The following is a 17912-nucleotide window of genomic DNA, read 5'->3' on the forward strand; positions in this document are numbered from 1 at the left end:
GCCCTTTTTATTTAAGTTGGCTGATATGCAGGATATTCAAACGCAACCCGACACCACCTTTACGCTCAACCATCTCTCCTTTCGCGTACCCGGGCGCACGCTGCTGCATCCGCTCTCTCTGACGTTTCCGGCCGGTAAAGTGACGGGACTGATTGGTCACAACGGTTCCGGTAAATCCACGCTGCTCAAGATGCTGGGGCGCCATCAGCCGCCTTCAGAAGGCGATATTCTGCTGGATGACCAACCGCTGGAGAGCTGGAGCAGTAAAGCCTTTGCCCGCAAAGTGGCCTATCTGCCGCAGCAGCTGCCGCAGGCGGAAGGGATGACGGTGCGTGAGCTGGTGGCAATTGGGCGTTATCCCTGGCACGGGGCGCTTGGGCGCTTTGGCGTTGCTGACAGAGAGAAAGTGGAAGAGGCGATTGCGCTGGTCGGGCTGAAACCGCTGGCGCACCGTCTGGTGGATAGCCTGTCCGGCGGCGAACGCCAGCGCGCGTGGATTGCGATGCTGGTGGCGCAGGACAGCCGCTGCCTGCTGCTGGATGAGCCAACCTCCGCGCTGGATATTGCCCATCAGGTCGACGTGCTGGCGCTGGTGCACCGCTTAAGCCAGGAACGTGGCCTGACGGTCATTGCGGTCCTGCACGATATCAACATGGCCGCGCGCTATTGTGACTACCTCGTCGCGCTGCGCGGGGGCGAGATGATTGCCCAGGGGACACCGGCCGAGCTGATGCGCAGCGAAACGCTGGAACATATTTACGGTATTCCGATGGGTATTCTGCCTCACCCGGCCGGGGCTGCACCGGTGAGCTTTGTCTACTGATGCTGAATAACACACGCATTAGCCGCCGTCGCCTGCTGACGGCGATGGCGCTCTCGCCGCTGCTGTTAAAAATGAATACGGCGCGTGCCGCCGCCGTCGATCCGCACCGTATTGTGGCCCTGGAGTGGCTGCCGGTTGAACTGATGATGGCGCTCGGCGTCACGCCCTATGGCGTGGCGGACATTCCTAACTATAACCTCTGGGTGAACGAGCCAAAGCTGCCGGACTCGGTAATCGACGTCGGTCTGCGAACGGAGCCAAACCTTGAGCTTCTCACCCAGATGAAACCCTCGTTCCTGTTCTGGTCAGCGGGCTACGGCCCGTCAGAGGAGACTATTGCGCGCATTGCGCCAGGACGTGGATTTGCTTTCAGCGACGGTAAAAAACCGCTGGCCGTGGCGAAAAACTCGATTAACGAGATGGCGCATTTCCTCAACCGCGAAGCGGAGGCCAAAAAGCATCTCGACGAATTTGATGCCCTGATAGACTCGCTGAAGCCGCGCTTTGCTCACCGGGGCGATCGTCCGCTGCTGATGGTGACGCTGCTGGATGCCCGCCATATGCTGGTTTTCGGTAAAAACTGTCTGTTCCAGGAGGTGCTGGACAGCTTCGGCATTCGCAATGCCTGGGAAGGGGAGATGACCTTCTGGGGCAGTACCGCCGTGGGTATCGATCGTCTGGCGGCGTTTCGCGATGTGGACGTGCTCTGTTTCGACCACGGTAACGAACGCGACATGCAAACCCTGATGGCGACCCCGCTCTGGCAGGCGATGCCGTTTGTACGCGAGAAGCGCTTCCAGCGCGCCCCGGCGGTCTGGTTCTACGGTGCGACGCTTTCGGCCATGCATTTTGCCCGCGTGCTGGATAACGCCCTGGGAGGTAAAGCATGAGTACGCGTATCGCCCACTTCCCGGCGCTGCTGTTATCCCTGCTTTTTCTGGTTGCGCTGGTATTAACCGGATTCAACCTCTCCGCGGCCTTACCACGCGCGCAGTGGGGGGCCGCTCTGGCCTCGCCGGATATCAACAATATTCAGCAGATGCTGTTCCACTACAGCCTGCTGCCGCGTCTGGCGATCTCCCTTTTGGTCGGGGCCGGCTTAGGGCTGGTGGGCGTGCTGTTCCAGCAGGTTTTACGTAACCCGCTGGCAGAGCCAACCACGCTCGGCGTCGCGACCGGCGCGCAGCTTGGGATCACCATCACCACGCTGTGGGCGCTGCCGGGAGCGTTAACCTCGCAGTTTGCGGCACTCGCGGGGGCGTGCGTGGTGGGCGCGCTGGTCTTTGGCGTGGCCTGGGGCAAGCGCCTTTCTCCCGTGACGCTTATTCTGGCCGGGCTGGTGGTGAGCCTGTACTGCGGGGCGATTAACCAGCTGCTGGTGCTGTTCCATCACGATCGGCTGCAAAGCATGTTCCTGTGGAGTACCGGCACGCTCACCCAAACCGACTGGAGCGTTGTCCTGCACCTGTGGCCGCAGCTGGCTGGCGGTGTCGTGCTGACGCTGCTGCTCCTGCGCCCTCTGACGCTCATGGGGCTGGATGATGGCGTGGCGCGTAACCTGGGGCTGGCGCTGTCGCTGGCTCGTCTGGCGGCGCTGACGCTGGCGATTGTATTAAGCGCCCTGCTGGTAAACGCGGTCGGCATCATCGGGTTTATCGGCCTGTTTGCGCCGCTGCTGGCGAAAATGCTCGGGGCGCGTCGCCTGCTGGCGCGTCTGATGCTGGCGCCGCTGATTGGGGCCCTGATCCTCTGGCTTTCCGATCAGCTTGTTCTCTGGCTGGCGCAGGTCTGGAGGGAAGTGTCCACCGGCTCGGTGACCGCGCTTATCGGGGCGCCGCTGCTGCTGTGGCTGCTCCCGCGCCTGCGCAGCATGAGCGCACCGGCGATGGACGCTGGCGACAAAGTCTACGCTGAACGTCAGTCGGTGCTGTGGTTTAGCCTTGCCGGTCTGGCGGTGCTGATTATCGCCTCGTTCGCGGCGCTCTCATTCGGACGCGATGCCTCGGGCTGGCACTGGGCAACGGGCGATTTACTCAACGACCTGCTGCAGTGGCGCTGGCCGCGTATCTTTGCTGCGCTGATCGCAGGGGTAATGCTGGCGGTAGCGGGGTGCATTATTCAGCGTCTTACCGGCAACCCGATGGCGAGCCCGGAAGTGCTTGGGATCAGCTCCGGCGCCGCCTTTGGCGTGGTGCTGATGCTATTCTTTGTGCCGGGGAATGCGTTTGGCTGGCTGATGCCTGCCGGCAGTCTCGGTGCGGCAGTTACGCTGATGATTATCCTGATTGCCGCCGGTCGCGGCGGGTTTTCACCGCACCGCATGCTGCTGGCGGGGATGGCGCTCAGCACCGCGTTCACGATGCTGCTGATGATGCTGCAGGCGAGCGGCGATCCGCGTATGGCGAAGATCCTGACCTGGATTTCCGGCTCAACGTACAACGCCACCGGCAGCCAGGTAATCTGGTCCGGGATCTCGATGTTCGTGCTGCTGGCGTTTGTGCCGCTGTGCCGCCGCTGGATGACCATTCTGCCGCTCGGCGGCGAAACCGCGCGCGCGGTGGGAATGGCGCTGACGCCAGCGCGCGTGGCCCTGCTGCTGCTGGCGGCGTGCCTGACGGCGACGGCAACCCTGACGATTGGACCGCTGAGCTTTGTCGGGTTAATGGCGCCGCACATTGCCAGAATGATGGGATTTCGCCGGACGATGCCGCATATCGTCATGTCGGCCCTGACGGGCGGGGTGATGCTGGTGTTCGCGGACTGGTGCGGAAGAATGGTGCTGTTCCCGTATCAGATCCCGGCGGGTCTGCTGTCGACCTTTATAGGTGCGCCGTACTTTATTTATCTGTTGAGAAAGCAGAGTCGGTAATAAAAGTAAACGGCAATCCTTTGATTGCCGTTTTAGTGTTTGCTCCCTCTCCCCGTGGGAGAGGGTTGGGGTGAGGGCATCAAGCCGCACATCTTACAGTTTCGCAAACACCTTACGCGCCGCGTCAATGGTGTTATTGATATCTTCTTCGCTGTGCGCCACGGACATAAAGCCCGCCTCGAATGCGGACGGTGCCAGGTAGACGCCTTCTTCCAGCATCAGATGGAAGAAGCGCTTGAAGCGTTCAACGTCGCACTTCACCACGTCCTGATAGCAGGTCACGGTTTTCGCGTCGGTGAAGAAAATCCCGAACATCCCGCCTACGTGGTTAACCACCAGCGGAATGCCGGCCTCTTCTGCCGCTTCCAGCAGGCCGTTTGCCAGCTGCGTGGTACGGTCGGTCAGGGTTTCGTGAATGCCTGGCTGAGCCACTTCGGTCAGGCAGGCAAAGCCCGCCGCCATGGCGATTGGGTTACCGGAGAGCGTGCCCGCCTGGTAAACCGGGCCGGTTGGCGCCAGAGCTTCCATCACGTCCTTACGCCCACCGAATGCGCCGACCGGCATGCCGCCGCCGATGATTTTGCCGAGGCAGGTCAGGTCCGGCTCGACGTTGTAGTAAGACTGGGCACCCGCCAGCGCCACGCGGAAGCCGGTCATGACTTCATCGATGATCAGCAGCGCGCCGAACTCGTCGCACAGGGCACGCAGGCCCGGCAGGAAGTCAGGCTGCGGTGGAATGCAGTTCATGTTGCCGGCAACCGGCTCAACGATGATGCAGGCGATCTCCTGCGGATACTGCTCGAACGCCGCGCGAACGGTAGCAAGATCGTTGTAGGTGCAGGTCAGGGTGTGCTTCGCGAAATCTGCCGGTACGCCCGGGGAGTTCGGCTGGCCGAGCGTCAGCGCGCCGGAACCGGCTTTCACCAGCAGGCAGTCCGCATGACCATGGTAACAGCCTTCAAACTTGATGATTTTATCGCGGCCGGTAAAACCGCGCGCCAGGCGGATGGCGCTCATGGTGGCTTCGGTACCGGAGTTCACCATACGCACCATGTCCATGGTAGGCACCAGTTCAGTCACCAGCTCCGCCATTTTCACTTCCATTTCGGTTGGCGCGCCGAAGCTCAGGCCGCGCTGGGCGGCTTCAATTACCGCGTTACGAATAGCCGGGTGGTTGTGACCCAGCACCATCGGGCCCCAGGAGCCGACGTAATCGATATAGGCTTTGCCATCGACATCATACAGATACGCGCCGTCAGCACGTTCGATAAACAGCGGCGTACCGCCCACGCCGGTGAAGGCGCGCACAGGTGAGTTCACGCCACCCGGAATAAGCTCGCGGGCTGCACTGTAGAGGTTTTCAGACTTGCTCATGGCGTCGTTCCTGGTTCGTATAAAATGGTTAAGCCCACTATTCTAAGTGATTCGGGGATGGTTATGAAATTTTTAGCCGGGTAATGCTTTAAGATTTGTTAAGTAATTTTCAGGAGACGGTAGGGCAGTCTCTGGTAAAATCCTCGCAGCTTTTTGTATGACGAATAAGAACAGGACATGAAATCAGATTCTCCGTCTTTTGAAGAACAACAGTTTACGCGCGCTCAGCACCGAATCAGCATTCGGCGGCTGCTTAACCGCGATAAAACGCCGCTGGCGATCCTTCTGGCTGCTGCCGTGGTGGGAACACTCGCCGGGCTGGTGGGCGTGGCGTTTGAAAAAGCGGTTAATGCCGTGCTCAACTGGCGAGTGGGCACCGTGGCCGGTTTCGCCGACAGCGAATGGCTGGTCTGGGTGTGGGCATTCGGGCTGTCCGCGCTGTTTGCCATGGTGGGGTATTTTCTGGTGCGTAAATTCGCGCCGGAGGCGGGGGGATCGGGCATCCCGGAAATTGAGGGCGCGCTCGAGGAGCTGCGTCCGGTGCGCTGGTGGCGGGTGATTCCGGTTAAGTTCATCGGCGGCATGGGGACTCTGGGCGCGGGAATGGTGCTTGGACGGGAAGGACCCACGGTACAGCTGGGGGGAAACGTCGGCCGCATGGTGGGCGATCTGTTTCGGATGCGAAGCGCCGAAGCGCGCCATACGCTGCTGGCAACCGGCGCGGCGGCGGGGCTTTCCGCCGCGTTTAACGCGCCGCTGGCAGGCATTTTGTTTATTATTGAAGAGATGCGCGCGCAGTTCCGCTACAACCTGATCTCGATTAAAGCGGTGTTTACCGGCGTCATTATGTCGAGCATCGTGTTTCGCATCTTTAATGGCGAGGGCGCGGTCATAGAGGTGGGTAAACTCACCAACGCGCCGGTCAACACCCTGTGGCTTTACCTGATCCTCGGCATGATTTTTGGCGTGGTGGGGCCGCTGTTTAACACCTTTATCCTGCGCGCTCAGGATATGTTCCAGCGCATTCACGGCGGGAACACCACGAAATGGGTGCTGATGGGCGGTTTGCTGGGTGGAATGTGCGGCGTACTCGGGTTTATCGAGCCGAATGCCGCAGGCGGCGGGTTCGGGCTGATTCCCATTGCGGCGGCGGGGAATTTCAGCGTGGGTCTGCTGCTGTTTATGTTTATCTCCCGGGTTATCACGACGGTACTGTGCTTCTCTTCCGGCGCGCCCGGGGGGATTTTTGCCCCGATGCTGGCGCTGGGTACGCTGCTCGGCACCGCATTTGGTATGGCGGCCGAAGTGGGCTTTCCCGCCTATCACCTTGAAGCCGGGACCTTTGCGGTGGCCGGAATGGGGGCGCTGCTGGCCGCGTCCCTGCGTGCGCCCTTGACCGGGATCGTGCTGGTGCTGGAGATGACGGACAATTACCAGCTCATTTTGCCAATGATCATTACCTGTCTCGGCGCGACACTATTAGCCCAGTTCCTGGGTGGAAAACCGCTATACTCCACCATCCTTGCGCGTACTCTGGCAAAACAAGAGGCGGAGCGGGCCGCCGCGCAGAATACTTGAATGAATTACCAGGGTATTAGATAATGACGAAAAGAATTGGGTGAATTTTACCCAATAGCAGTATTCATGGGAGCATAAGATGAGTGATGACGTAGCTGTGCCGCTGGAATTTACCGAAGCAGCAGCCAACAAAGTGAAAACCCTGATTGCCGACGAAGACAATCCGGATCTGAAACTGCGTGTTTATATTACCGGTGGTGGCTGCAGCGGCTTCCAGTATGGTTTTACCTTTGACGACCAGGTTAACGATGGCGATATGACTATCGAGAAACAGGGCGTCGCGCTGGTGGTTGACCCGATGAGCCTGCAATATCTGGTAGGCGGTTCGGTGGATTACACCGAGGGTCTGGAAGGTTCGCGCTTTGTGGTGACCAACCCGAACGCCACAAGCACCTGCGGGTGTGGGTCTTCGTTCAGCATCTAAGAGAGTGCGGGCTGATGCCCTCACTCCGGCCCTCTCTCACAGGGAGAGGGAGAAATACTAAAAACGGTAACCTGACGGTTACCGTTTTGCTTTTATCTTGCATTATCATCCAGCGCAAACGTCGGCAGCTTCAGGTGCCAGCGTATCGCCGCTAAACGTATCACCAGCGTCACGACCATCCCCAGCATTGCGGCGTTTTCCAGCGGAATTGCAAAGGTGTAGTACGCGGTCGCGTGAACAATGCCGCCCGCAATACAGGCCGTCGCGTAAATTTCAGTACGCAGGATCATCGGCACTTCACGCGCCAGAATGTCGCGAATGATGCCGCCGCCCACGCCGGTTAATACGCCCATGCAGATTGCCACCATCGGACCGGTGCCCGCATTAAACGCCTTATTGACGCCAATACCGGCAAACACGGCCAGACCGACGGCATCCAGTACCGGTAATATCCATTTTGGTAATCGGCGGGGCTGGCGAACCAGCACAATGGTTAACAGGCAGGTGACCATTGCGACCACCAGATCGGTCGGATCTTTCACCCAAAACACCGGCCCATTCGCCAGCGCCATATCGCGGATAGTCCCGCCGCCCACGGCGGTCACGACGCCCAGCACCAGCACGCCAAACGGATCCATGCGTAGTTTTCCGGCGAGCAGGACGCCGGAGATAGCAAAAACGGCTGTGCCAAGAATATCCAGCCAATAAACGAGCATCGTTAAATCCTCGAAAAGGGTCTTATGTTAGTGACTCTCTGCCAGCGCGGCACAGAGCTGTTTTGCGGCGAGGATAATACGCGGGCTGGCGCGTTCAAACCAGTCGCTGTTGAGAGGTATCACCGGTATTTTTAGCTGTCTTTGCCAGAATTGCTCAATTTTGGGAATTTCGCTCGCATTTCCGACCACGACGATGGCCTGTGGCTGGCGCGCCAGAACCTGCTCACGGCTTACCTGAGGCCACGGCACCCGGCTGGCTGCAAAGATGTTTTCACCGCCACAGACTTCCAGCACCTGGTTCTGAATCGACCCTTTCCCGGTGGTAAACAGCGGCTGGCTGCCAAACTGAAGGAAGATGCGCTTTTTAACAGGGGTATCGTATCGGGATTTCAGCGCCGCATAGTCGCTCAGCATCTGTTTTGCCGCGGCCTCTGCTTTTTTGGGGGTAGGGCTATAGGGTGCCAGGGCGCGGAGCGCCTGAGCGACCTGCTCAATGCTGACGGCATCTATCCACATCACCTTTATGCCAAGGGAAGTGAGCTGGTTGACCTGCCGCTCGGCGTTGCCGCCACGCCAGGCCAGCACGAGATCCGGTTTAAGCGCCACGATGCGCTCAAGGTTCATCCCCTGCCAGGTTGCCACTTGTTCAATACCCGCGGCCTGCGGTGGGTAATCCGAAAAGCTGCTCACGCCAACGGGAGTGATCCCGGCGGCAAATGCCAGTTCCGTATTCGCGGGAGAGAGGGTAATTACGCGCGGTAGCGCATAGAGCCACAGCGGTGCGAAAAGAAGCAGGGCGGCAAGCGCCCTGAGGGTATGTTTAGCCACGTGCCAGATTCTGCACCAGGCGTTCCACCATCACGGTGGACTGTTTTGCCGCAACGGTCAGGAACTCGTCGAAGCTGATGTGGGACTGCTGGTCTGCCACGTCAGAGATGGCGCGAACCACCACAAACGGTACGCTGAAGTTATGGCAAACGTGAGCAATCGCGGTCGCTTCCATCTCAACGGCTACCGCCTGAGGGAAGTTATGACGGATTTTCGCCAGACCCACGGAACCATTGATGAACGCATCACCGCTGACAATCAGACCGCGTACCGCGTTGAGGTTGAGCTCCGCAATGCAGGTCTCTGCCGCCGCAATCAGTTTGTCGTCAGCCTTAAATCCTGCCGGGCAGCCAGGAAGCTGGCCGTACTCGTAACCGAACGCGGTGACGTCCGCATCGTGATAGCGCGCTTCGTCGGAAACAACGATATCACCCACCTTCAGCGTCGGCGCCAGGCCGCCCGCAGAGCCGGTATTAATGATTACGTCCGGCTTGCAGCGCTCAAGCAGCAGGGTGGCACCCAGCGCCGCAGCGACTTTACCGATGCCTGATTTCAGCAGAGCCACGTCAACACCGTTTAGCTGACCGGTATAGATCTCACAACCACCCAGAGAGAGGGTCTGACGGTTCTCAATTTTGTCACGCAGGAGCGTAACTTCTTCTTCCATTGCACCAATAATGCCGATTTTCATAGATTTACTCGCGATGTGCCTTGTTAAGATGCATAGTCTATCATGCGGTTAAGGGGAAACGCATTCTCACGCGGGGGAGCACATGTCACCAATCGATTTTCGCACCAAAATTAACTGGCACCGACGTTTCCGTTCGCCGCAGGGCGACAAGAGCGAACATGAGATCCTGCGTATCTTTGAAAGCGATCGCGGGCGGATCGTTAACTCGCCCGCCATCCGCCGTCTGCAGCAAAAGACCCAGGTCTTTCCGCTGGAACGTAACGCCGCGGTGCGCACGCGTTTAACCCACTCCATGGAGGTGCAGCAGGTCGGGCGCTACATTGCCAAGGAGGTTTTGAGCCGTCTCAAAGAGCAGCGTTTACTGGAAACCTATGGTCTGGACGAGCTGACGGGGCCTTTTGAGAGCATCGTTGAGATGGCCTGCCTGATGCATGACATCGGCAACCCGCCTTTCGGTCACTTTGGTGAGGCGGCTATCAATGACTGGTTTAAACAACGGCTTTACCCTTCGGATGCGGTGAGCCAGCCGCTGAGCGACGATCGCTGCATCGTACGCGATTTACGCCTGCGTGAAGGCGAAGAGGGGCTGAACGATCTGCGCCGCAAGATACGTCAGGATCTTTGTCATTTTGAAGGCAACGCGCAGGGGATCCGTCTGGTCCACTCCCTGATGCGCATGAACCTGACCTGGGCACAGGTCGGCTGCATTCTAAAATATACGCGCCCCGCGTGGTGGATGGGGGATCCCCCCGCGTCCCACAGTTATTTAATGAAAAAACCGGGCTATTACCTTTCCGAAGAGGCCTATATTGAGCGGCTGCGTAAAGAACTTTCATTGACGCCAAACGGTCGTTTTCCATTGACCTGGATTATGGAAGCCGCCGATGATATCTCCTATTGCGTGGCCGATCTGGAAGATGCCGTTGAGAAAAGAATTTTCAGCGTCGAGGAGCTTTATCAGCATCTTTATGCGGCCTGGGGTACTCACGAAAAAGGCTCGCTGTTTGCGCAGGTTGTCGAAAATGCCTGGGAAAAATCGCGGTCAAATACATTAAGCCGCAGTACGGAAGACCAGTTCTTTATGTATTTGCGGGTCAATACATTAAATAAACTGGTGCCATACGCGGCGTCGCGCTTTATTGATAATTTGCCGCTCATTTTCAGCGGGGAATTCAACCACGCGCTGCTGGAAGATGACAGCAGTTTCAGCCAGCTCCTTGAGCTTTATAAACATGTTGCGATGCGGCATGTATTCAGCCATCCGGATGTCGAGCAGCTAGAGCTGCAGGGCTATCGGGTAATCAGTGGGTTACTGGAAATTTATTCCCCGTTGCTTCAGCTGTCGGTCGATGAATTCAGCGAGCTCGTGGAACACGAGCGCGTGCGCAGAATACCCATCGAATCGCGGCTTTATCAAAAACTCTCTACCCGGCATCGTCTGGCGTATGTCGAAGCGATTGGCAAGCTGGAACGCAACTCTCCCGAATGGCCGGTAATGGAATATTATTATCGCTGCCGTCTTATCCAGGACTATATCAGCGGTATGACGGATTTGTATGCCTGGGATGAATACCGCAAGCTGATGGCGGTGGAATAATCCCGGAGTTTTGTAAAGACGGCCAATAAATTTTTACCTTTTCCATAAACTTATCGCCGGAACTAAGCGGTATAAAACGAATCTGAGTTACACAGCAATTTTGCGTTACCTGTAAATCGAGATTGAGAAACATGAAAAAAACCACATTAGCAATGAGTGCACTGGCTCTGAGTTTAGGTTTAGCGCTGTCTCCTCTGACTGCTACTGCAGCCGAGACCGCGTCGTCGGCAGCAACCGCGCAGCAGATGCCAAGCCTGGCACCGATGCTCGAAAAAGTGATGCCATCGGTGGTGAGTATTAACGTTGAGGGCAGCACGACCGTCAATACGCCGCGTATGCCGCGTAACTTCCAGCAGTTCTTCGGCGACAATTCGCCGTTCTGCCAGGACGGTTCGCCATTCCAGAGCTCTCCGTTCTGTCAGGGCGGCGGTGCAGGGGATGACAGCCAGGGCGGCGGCCAGCAGCAGAAATTCATGGCGCTTGGCTCGGGGGTAATCATTGATGCAGCGAAAGGCTACGTCGTTACCAACAACCACGTTGTCGATAACGCTAACAGCATTAAGGTTCAGCTGAGCGATGGCCGTAAGTTTGACGCCAAAGTGGTCGGCAAAGACCCGCGCTCCGACATCGCGCTGATCCAGATCCAGGATCCGAAAAACCTGACGGCGATTAAAATTGCCGACTCCGACGCGCTGCGCGTGGGTGACTACACCGTGGCGATCGGTAACCCGTTTGGTCTGGGTGAAACCGTGACATCCGGTATCGTCTCTGCACTGGGCCGTAGCGGCCTCAATGCCGAAAACTATGAAAACTTCATCCAGACGGATGCAGCGATTAACCGCGGTAACTCCGGCGGTGCGCTGGTGAACCTCAACGGTGAGCTGATCGGTATCAACACCGCTATCCTGGCACCGGACGGCGGCAACATCGGGATCGGCTTTGCTATCCCAAGTAACATGGTGAAAAACCTGACCGCGCAGATGGTGCAGTATGGCCAGGTGAAACGCGGCGAGCTGGGTATCCTCGGTACGGAGCTGAACTCCGAACTGGCTAAGGCGATGAAAGTTGACGCCCAGCGCGGGGCATTCGTCAGCCAGGTGATGCCGAATTCCTCTGCGGCGAAAGCGGGCATTAAAGCAGGGGATGTGATCACCTCCCTGAACGGTAAGCCGATCAGCAGCTTTGCCGCCCTGCGCGCCGAAGTGGGCTCAATGCCGATTGGCAGTAAAGTGACCCTCGGCCTGCTGCGCGACGGTAAGCCGGTTAACGTGAGCCTGGAGCTGCAGCAGAGCAGCCAGAATCAGGTGGATTCCAGCACCATCTTCAGCGGGATTGAAGGTGCCGAGATGAGCAATAAAGGCGCAGACAAAGGCGTGGTGGTGAATAACGTGAAAGCGAATTCACCGGCAGCCCGTATCGGCCTGAAAAAAGGCGATGTGATCATGGGCGCTAACCAGCAGCCGGTTAAAAACATCGCTGAACTGCGCAAAATTCTCGACAGCAAGCCTTCCGTGCTGGCGCTGAATATCCAGCGTGGTGATACCTCTCTTTATCTGCTGATGCAGTAATCCTCTGAAGCCCCTGTTCGCAGGGGCTTTCTCGTTTCTGTGACTGTAACCACAACTCCATACTTTTCCCTCTCTCTTTGTGCATTTGCACAATGCAGCCGCAGCTGAACTTCCCTATGCTTGAGCTCTGCTCACGGGAGGGTTGCATGGCTGGCTGGCATCTTGATACCAAAATGGCGCAGGATATCGTGGCGCGCACCATGTGCATCATTGATACCAATATCAACGTGATGGATGCTCGCGGGCGCATTATCGGCAGCGGCGATCGCGAGCGTATTGGGGAATTGCACGAAGGTGCGCTGCTCGTGCTTTCTCAGGGGCGGGTAGTGGATATCGACGATGCGGTAGCGAAACACCTGCACGGCGTCCGTCAGGGCATCAATTTACCGCTGCGCCTTGAAGGTGAGATTGTGGGGGTCATCGGCCTCACCGGCGAGCCCGAGTCGCTGCGAAAATATGGTGAGCTGGTCTGCATGACGGCAGAGATGATGCTGGAACAGTCGCGCCTGATGCACCTGCTCGCTCAGGACAGCCGCCTGCGCGAAGAGCTGGTGATGAACCTTATTCAGGCGGAAGAGCATACGCCTGCACTGAGTGAATGGGCCCAGCGTCTGGGGATCGATCTAAACCAGCCGCGCGTGGTGGCGGTGATTGAGGTCGATAGCGGCCAGCTTGGCGTGGACAGCGCGATGGCCGAGCTGCAGCAGCTGCAAAATGCGCTGGCGACGCCGGAGCGCGATAACCTGGTGGCGATCGTTTCTCTGACGGAAATGGTGGTGCTCAAACCGGCGCTCAATGCGTTTGGCCGCTGGGATGCGGACGATCATCGTCGTCGCGTGGAGCTGCTGATCTCCCGGATGAAGGAGAATGGTCAGCTGCGTTTTCGCGTTGCGCTGGGCAACTACTTTACCGGGCCGGGCAGTATCGCCCGCTCCTGGCGTACCGCGCGAACCACCATGATGGTGGGCAAGCAGCGGATGCCGGAGAGCCGCAGTTATTTCTATCAGGATCTGATGCTGCCGGTGCTGCTCGACAGCCTGCGCGGGGGCTGGCAGGCCAATGAGCTGGCGCGGCCATTGGCGCGTCTGAAAGCCATGGACAACAACGGCCTGCTGCGCCGGACGCTGCAGGCGTGGTTCCGCCATAACGTGCAGCCGCTGGCGACCTCAAAGGCGCTGTTTATTCACCGCAATACGCTTGAGTATCGGTTAAACCGGATTTCAGAGCTGACGGGGCTGGATCTGGGAAACTTTGACGACAGGCTGCTGCTGTATGTGGCGCTTCAGCTGGACGAACAGAGATGACTGAGTGCGGTCTGGTGCACTTACCCCATCCCTCTCCGACGGGGAGAGGGCGCAAACACTAAAAACGGCAATCAAGGATTGCCGTTTTGCTTTTATTTCCGCGTTAATTTCTCAAGATCCGCTTCAATCTCGCTGATCTTATTTGTTACAACGCTTTCAAGGTGACGCAGATCGTCAAGGATCTTACGCTTGAGATCGACTTCGGTGCGGTCGCGCTGGCAGATCTGATCGAGTTCATCGATCACATAGCGCAGGTTAGGGCTGATTTCCTGTACTTCTTTGTAGCCCTGTCCTACACCGTCAGCCACAACGGTCTTACGCTGGCGTGGATATTTAAACTTCACGCTTTTGGCGAAAAACTCTCCTTTGTCCTTGTGAAAATAGATTTTCAGAATATCGTTATTGGCTTCCTGACGGAGGCTGTAACGATCAATTTCATCAGGATTGGTAATGCCCAGACTTTTCAGATTATCGTACATAGCGGTACCCTTGATCTCAACATAACCTTTGAATAATTAACGAAAAAATCTATTTTCGCCACCCTCAGATATAAAAAAAGCGGGGTTGCCCCCGCTTTTTGTTATACCCGATTAATCGATGGTGCGCAGCAATTCGTTGATGCCCACTTTACCGCGCGTTTTCGCATCCACTTTCTTCACGATAACCGCACAGTACAGGCTGTATTTGCCATCTTTTGACGGCAGGTTGCCGGAAACCACCACGGAGCCCGCCGGAACGCGACCGTAGTGAACTTCACCGGTTTCACGGTCGTAAATACGGGTGCTCTGACCGATGTAAACGCCCATGGAGATCACGGAGCCTTCTTCAACGATCACGCCTTCAACCACTTCAGAGCGCGCGCCGATGAAGCAGTTGTCTTCGATAATGGTCGGGTTAGCCTGCAGTGGCTCCAGAACACCACCGATGCCCACGCCGCCGGACAGGTGAACGTTTTTACCGATCTGCGCGCAGGAACCGACGGTCGCCCAGGTGTCGACCATGGTGCCTTCGTCAACGTAGGCACCGATGTTCACGTAGGATGGCATCAGCACGGTGTTACGTGCGATGAACGCACCCTGGCGAACCGCCGCAGGCGGTACCACGCGGAATCCTTCTTTCTGGAAACGCGCTTCGTCGTAGTCAGCGAATTTCATTGGCACTTTATCGAAGTAGCGGCTTTCTGCTCCGTCGATAACCTGGTTATCGTTGATGCGGAAAGAGAGCAGTACGGCTTTCTTCAGCCATTGATGAGTGACCCACTGACCGTCGATTTTTTCTGCCACGCGCAGCGCGCCGGAATCCAGAAGGGAAATCACCTGGTTTACCGCTTCACGGGTCACGGTATCCACATTTGCCGGGGTAATCTCGGCGCGACGCTCAAAAGCGGACTCAATAACGTTCTGTAACTGCTGCATTGTTTACTCTTTCCATTTCACTAAAAAACATATCACCCTTTATCGTTTGGATTGAGGGCTGCTGTCAACCGTTGTTGCACTTCAAGCTGCAGGTCATTATTAAGGGCACGCCGGTCGGCGGTGGCGATTATAAATAAATCTTCTACTCGCTCGCCAATCGTTGTAATTCGGGCCCCATGAAGCGAAATTCCCAGATCGGCAAAAACCTGGCCGACGCGGGCAAGCAGCCCTGGCTGGTCGAGCGCGATCAGCTCCAGGAACGATTTTCGGTCGGTGTGGGTCGGCAGGAAATTGACCTCGGTATCGACGGTAAAGTGGCGCAATTTCGCAGGCTGGCGACGCGGCTGCGGAGGCTGCCAGCTGCGCTGGGTAATCGCCTGCTCCAGACCAAAACGTATCCCTTCATGCCTGTCCGCCGAGAGCGGGCTGCCGTCCGGCTCAAGCACGATAAAGGTGTCCATCGCCATACCGTCGCGGGTGGTGAAGATCTGCGCGTCGTGAACGCTCAGATTACGCCTGTCCAGCTCGGCGCAGACCGCAGCAAACAGATAAGGGCGGTCCGGGCTCCAGATGAAAATCTCCGTCCCGCCGCGGGTGGCCTGCGGGCTCAGCAGGATCATCGGCTGGGACAGATCGTGCTTGAGCAGATGCCGCGCGTGCCACGCCAGCTGGTTTGGGCTGTGGCGGACAAAATAGTTGGCGCGACAGCGGGCCCAAATCTGATGCAGCGCCTCTTCATCAATGTTATCCATCCGCAGCAGCGCCAGCGCCTGCAGCTGATGATGGCGTACGCGTTCGCGCATATCCGGGGTGTTTTGCATCCCGCGGCGCAGCTGTTTTTCTGTGGCGAAGTACAGCTCGCGCAGCAGGCTCTGCTTCCAGCTGTTCCACAGGGTCTCGTTGGTGGCGCAGATATCGGCCACCGTCAGGCAGACCAGATAGCGCAGACGGTTTTCAGTCTGAACCTCTTCGGCGAACTGCTTAATGACTTCCGGGTCCTGAATATCCCGACGCTGCGCGGTGACCGACATCAGCAGGTGATGGCGCACCAGCCAGGCCACCAGCTGCGTTTCACGCGAGTTCAGGCCGTGCAGTTCGGCAAATTTCAGTACGTCCTGCGCGCCCAGCACCGAATGGTCACCGCCGCGACCTTTGGCGATATCGTGGAACAGGGCGGCAATCAGGATCAGTTCCGGATGGGTCAGGCGCGGCCACAGCTCCACGCACAGCGGGTGGCGGGAGCGCGTCTCTTCTTTCGCAAAGCTCTCCAGCTTGAGCATCACGCGGATCGTGTGTTCATCCACCGTGTAGGCGTGGAACAGATCGAACTGCATCTGCCCGACGATGTGCGACCACTGCGGCATATAGGCCCACAGCACGCTGTGACGGTGCATCGGCAGCAGCCCACGACTTACGGCACCCGGGTGGCGGAGCATGCTCAGGAACAGCGAACGCGCTTCCGGGATATAGCACAGCGGCTGCGTCAGATGACGGCGCGCATGACGCAGATGGCGCAGGGTGGTGGAATAGATCCCGGTGATGGTGCTGTTGCGCACCATGGTATAGAACATCCGCAGGATCGCTTCCGGCTCGCGGATGAACAATGTTTCGTCGCGCAGATCGATAAGCGTGCCGCGCAGCTGGAATTCGTCATCAATCGGGCGCGGCTTTTCGTCGGCCGTCAGGGCCAGAATGGCCTCGTCGAACAGCTGCAACAGCATCTGGTTCAGCTCGGTCACCCGGCGGGTGACGCGGAAGAAATCCTTCATCATCTGCTCAACCGGCTCGTTACCTTCGCCCTGGTAATTCAGGCGCTGAGCCACGCTGAGCTGGCGGTCAAACAGCAGACGGTTATCGTAGCGCGTAACTTCCAGATGCAGGGCAAAGCGGATGCGCCAGAGCAGGTGCAGGCACTCGTTTAGCTCGTTACGCTCGGCCTCGGTTAAAAAGCCGAAGCCGACCATCTCGTCCATCGAGGTGGCGCCAAAATGGCGGCGGGCGACCCACTGTAAAGTGTGGATGTCGCGCAGGCCGCCGGGGCTGCTTTTTATATCGGGTTCAAGATTATAGCTGGTGCCGTGATAGCGCTGGTGGCGCTGGTTTTGCTCCTCGACCTTCGCGGCGAAGAACTTTTCTGACGGCCAGAAGCCGTCGCTGAAGATGTGTTTTTGCAGCTCCAGGAACAGGGCAACGTCACCAATCAGCAGGCGGGTTTCAATCAGGTTGGTGGCGACGGTCAGGTCCGATAACCCTTCCAGCAGACACTCTTCCAGGGTGCGCACGCTGTGGCCCACCTCCAGCTTCACGTCCCAAAGCAGCGTCAGCAGTTCGCCAATTTTTTGCGCCTGTTCGTCCGGCAGCTTTTTGCGGCTCAAGATCAGCAGATCGATATCGGAAAGCGGATGCAGCTCACCGCGGCCGTAGCCCCCGACGGCAACCAGCGCAACATCGCTGATTTGCCCAAACCCATAATCGATCCACAGGCGCTGCAGCAGCTGGTCGATAAATTCGGTGCGCGCCTCAATCAGCTGTTCTGCCGATATGCCCGCATCAAATGCGCTGCCCAGCCAGCGGTGAAAGACATCCATGTGCGCCTTGATGCCGGCACAGGTCAGCTCGTGCGACGGCCAGACGCCCGGGTTATCGGGCTGGTCGGGGAGGGTGGGAAGTGCTGTGTTAGCATACTGTTCGGGTAAAAGATTACTCATCGTGCGCCACCCATAAG

At 57.8% G+C, this 17912-nt stretch carries 15 protein-coding genes; 8 read left to right on the forward strand and 7 right to left on the reverse strand.

Going from position 1 to position 17912, the window contains the following annotated elements:
* Positions 1-25: 25 nt before the first annotated feature.
* Genes fhuC through fhuB form a run of 3 tightly spaced genes read left to right on the forward strand, consistent with a single transcriptional unit; the run spans position 26 to position 3692 of the window.
* Positions 26-823 (forward strand): Fe3+-hydroxamate ABC transporter ATP-binding protein FhuC, encoded by a 798-nt coding sequence (gene fhuC, locus ACW9E7_RS02665; RefSeq protein ID WP_458727217.1) that lies wholly within the window; start codon positions 26-28, stop codon positions 821-823.
* Positions 823-1713: a Fe(3+)-hydroxamate ABC transporter substrate-binding protein FhuD gene (fhuD, locus tag ACW9E7_RS02670; protein ID WP_458727218.1), complete on the forward strand. Its 891-nt coding sequence runs from the start codon at positions 823-825 to the stop codon at positions 1711-1713. Before fhuC ends, fhuD begins: the two co-directional genes overlap by 1 nt.
* Complete coding sequence (gene fhuB, locus ACW9E7_RS02675) at positions 1710-3692, forward strand: Fe(3+)-hydroxamate ABC transporter permease FhuB (protein ID WP_458727219.1); 1983 nt, start codon at positions 1710-1712, stop codon at positions 3690-3692. The genes fhuD and fhuB overlap by 4 nt, the downstream gene beginning before the upstream one ends.
* 93 nt (positions 3693-3785) lie before the next feature.
* On the opposite strand, the gene hemL is transcribed toward fhuB, so the two are convergent.
* A complete protein-coding gene (hemL, locus tag ACW9E7_RS02680; RefSeq protein ID WP_458727220.1) occupies positions 3786-5066 on the reverse strand; it encodes a glutamate-1-semialdehyde 2,1-aminomutase in 1281 nt (426 codons plus the stop codon).
* A gap of 177 nt (positions 5067-5243) precedes the next feature.
* Between hemL and clcA the strand changes: the two genes are divergently transcribed.
* Together clcA and erpA are read left to right on the forward strand one after the other, a co-directional pair.
* Positions 5244-6644, forward strand: coding sequence for a H(+)/Cl(-) exchange transporter ClcA (gene clcA, locus ACW9E7_RS02685; protein WP_421626958.1), 1401 nt, complete (start codon positions 5244-5246; stop codon positions 6642-6644).
* Positions 6645-6723: 79 nt separating this feature from the next.
* On the forward strand, positions 6724-7068 hold the full coding sequence (erpA, locus tag ACW9E7_RS02690; protein ID WP_008501923.1) for an iron-sulfur cluster insertion protein ErpA: 345 nt from the start codon (positions 6724-6726) through the stop codon (positions 7066-7068).
* A 92-nt stretch (positions 7069-7160) separates the two neighbouring features.
* Here erpA and ACW9E7_RS02695 read toward each other — a convergent pair whose 3' ends face one another.
* Genes ACW9E7_RS02695 through mtnN form a run of 3 tightly spaced genes read right to left on the reverse strand, consistent with a single transcriptional unit; the run spans position 7161 to position 9303 of the window.
* Complete coding sequence (locus ACW9E7_RS02695; RefSeq protein WP_458727221.1) at positions 7161-7784, reverse strand: TRIC cation channel family protein; 624 nt, start codon at positions 7782-7784, stop codon at positions 7161-7163.
* A 27-nt stretch (positions 7785-7811) separates the two neighbouring features.
* Positions 7812-8612, reverse strand: coding sequence for a vitamin B12 ABC transporter substrate-binding protein BtuF (gene btuF / locus ACW9E7_RS02700; protein WP_111963999.1), 801 nt, complete (start codon positions 8610-8612; stop codon positions 7812-7814).
* Positions 8605-9303: a 5'-methylthioadenosine/S-adenosylhomocysteine nucleosidase gene (gene mtnN, locus ACW9E7_RS02705; RefSeq protein WP_115876408.1), complete on the reverse strand. Its 699-nt coding sequence runs from the start codon at positions 9301-9303 to the stop codon at positions 8605-8607. Before mtnN ends, btuF begins: the two co-directional genes overlap by 8 nt.
* A gap of 82 nt (positions 9304-9385) precedes the next feature.
* On the opposite strand from mtnN, the gene dgt reads away from it, so the two are divergent.
* From dgt to ACW9E7_RS02720, 3 genes are all read left to right on the forward strand, one after another.
* The gene (gene dgt, locus ACW9E7_RS02710; RefSeq protein ID WP_458727222.1) at positions 9386-10900 is read left to right on the forward strand and encodes a dGTPase; all 1515 of its coding nucleotides are present in this window, start codon (positions 9386-9388) and stop codon (positions 10898-10900) included.
* A gap of 131 nt (positions 10901-11031) precedes the next feature.
* Positions 11032-12468: a serine endoprotease DegP gene (gene degP, locus ACW9E7_RS02715; protein WP_024907518.1), complete on the forward strand. Its 1437-nt coding sequence runs from the start codon at positions 11032-11034 to the stop codon at positions 12466-12468.
* A gap of 146 nt (positions 12469-12614) precedes the next feature.
* Positions 12615-13772: a CdaR family transcriptional regulator gene (locus tag ACW9E7_RS02720; protein WP_458727223.1), complete on the forward strand. Its 1158-nt coding sequence runs from the start codon at positions 12615-12617 to the stop codon at positions 13770-13772.
* Between the two features lie 92 nt (positions 13773-13864).
* On the opposite strand, the gene ACW9E7_RS02725 is transcribed toward ACW9E7_RS02720, so the two are convergent.
* The 3 genes from ACW9E7_RS02725 to glnD all read right to left on the reverse strand — a co-directional run bounded on the left by ACW9E7_RS02725 (position 13865) and on the right by glnD (position 17895).
* Positions 13865-14251, reverse strand: coding sequence for a DUF3461 family protein (locus tag ACW9E7_RS02725; RefSeq protein WP_014168696.1), 387 nt, complete (start codon positions 14249-14251; stop codon positions 13865-13867).
* Between the two features lie 111 nt (positions 14252-14362).
* A complete protein-coding gene (dapD, locus tag ACW9E7_RS02730) occupies positions 14363-15187 on the reverse strand; it encodes a 2,3,4,5-tetrahydropyridine-2,6-dicarboxylate N-succinyltransferase (protein ID WP_008501915.1) in 825 nt (274 codons plus the stop codon).
* A gap of 32 nt (positions 15188-15219) precedes the next feature.
* Positions 15220-17895 (reverse strand): bifunctional uridylyltransferase/uridylyl-removing protein GlnD, encoded by a 2676-nt coding sequence (glnD, locus tag ACW9E7_RS02735; RefSeq protein WP_274242095.1) that lies wholly within the window; start codon positions 17893-17895, stop codon positions 15220-15222.
* Positions 17896-17912 lie beyond the last annotated feature (17 nt).

Source organism: Enterobacter sp. H2G27 (assembly GCF_054403075.1).

Excerpts from the sequence above, each read along its gene's own strand:
- fhuD (WP_458727218.1), top strand. The coding sequence starts at position 823 with ATGCTGAATAACACACGCATTAGCCGCCGTCGCCTGCTGACGGCGATG.
- degP (WP_024907518.1), top strand. The coding sequence starts at position 11,032 with ATGAAAAAAACCACATTAGCAATGAGTGCACTGGCTCTGAGTTTAGGT.
- ACW9E7_RS02725 (WP_014168696.1), bottom strand. The coding sequence starts at position 14,251 with ATGTACGATAATCTGAAAAGTCTGGGCATTACCAATCCTGATGAAATT.
- ACW9E7_RS02695 (WP_458727221.1), bottom strand. The coding sequence starts at position 7,784 with ATGCTCGTTTATTGGCTGGATATTCTTGGCACAGCCGTTTTTGCTATC.
- glnD (WP_274242095.1), bottom strand. The coding sequence starts at position 17,895 with ATGAGTAATCTTTTACCCGAACAGTATGCTAACACAGCACTTCCCACC.
- clcA (WP_421626958.1), top strand. The coding sequence starts at position 5,244 with ATGAAATCAGATTCTCCGTCTTTTGAAGAACAACAGTTTACGCGCGCT.
- hemL (WP_458727220.1), bottom strand. The coding sequence starts at position 5,066 with ATGAGCAAGTCTGAAAACCTCTACAGTGCAGCCCGCGAGCTTATTCCG.
- fhuB (WP_458727219.1), top strand. The coding sequence starts at position 1,710 with ATGAGTACGCGTATCGCCCACTTCCCGGCGCTGCTGTTATCCCTGCTT.
- mtnN (WP_115876408.1), bottom strand. The coding sequence starts at position 9,303 with ATGAAAATCGGCATTATTGGTGCAATGGAAGAAGAAGTTACGCTCCTG.
- fhuC (WP_458727217.1), top strand. The coding sequence starts at position 26 with ATGCAGGATATTCAAACGCAACCCGACACCACCTTTACGCTCAACCAT.
- ACW9E7_RS02720 (WP_458727223.1), top strand. The coding sequence starts at position 12,615 with ATGGCTGGCTGGCATCTTGATACCAAAATGGCGCAGGATATCGTGGCG.
- dgt (WP_458727222.1), top strand. The coding sequence starts at position 9,386 with ATGTCACCAATCGATTTTCGCACCAAAATTAACTGGCACCGACGTTTC.
- dapD (WP_008501915.1), bottom strand. The coding sequence starts at position 15,187 with ATGCAGCAGTTACAGAACGTTATTGAGTCCGCTTTTGAGCGTCGCGCC.
- erpA (WP_008501923.1), top strand. The coding sequence starts at position 6,724 with ATGAGTGATGACGTAGCTGTGCCGCTGGAATTTACCGAAGCAGCAGCC.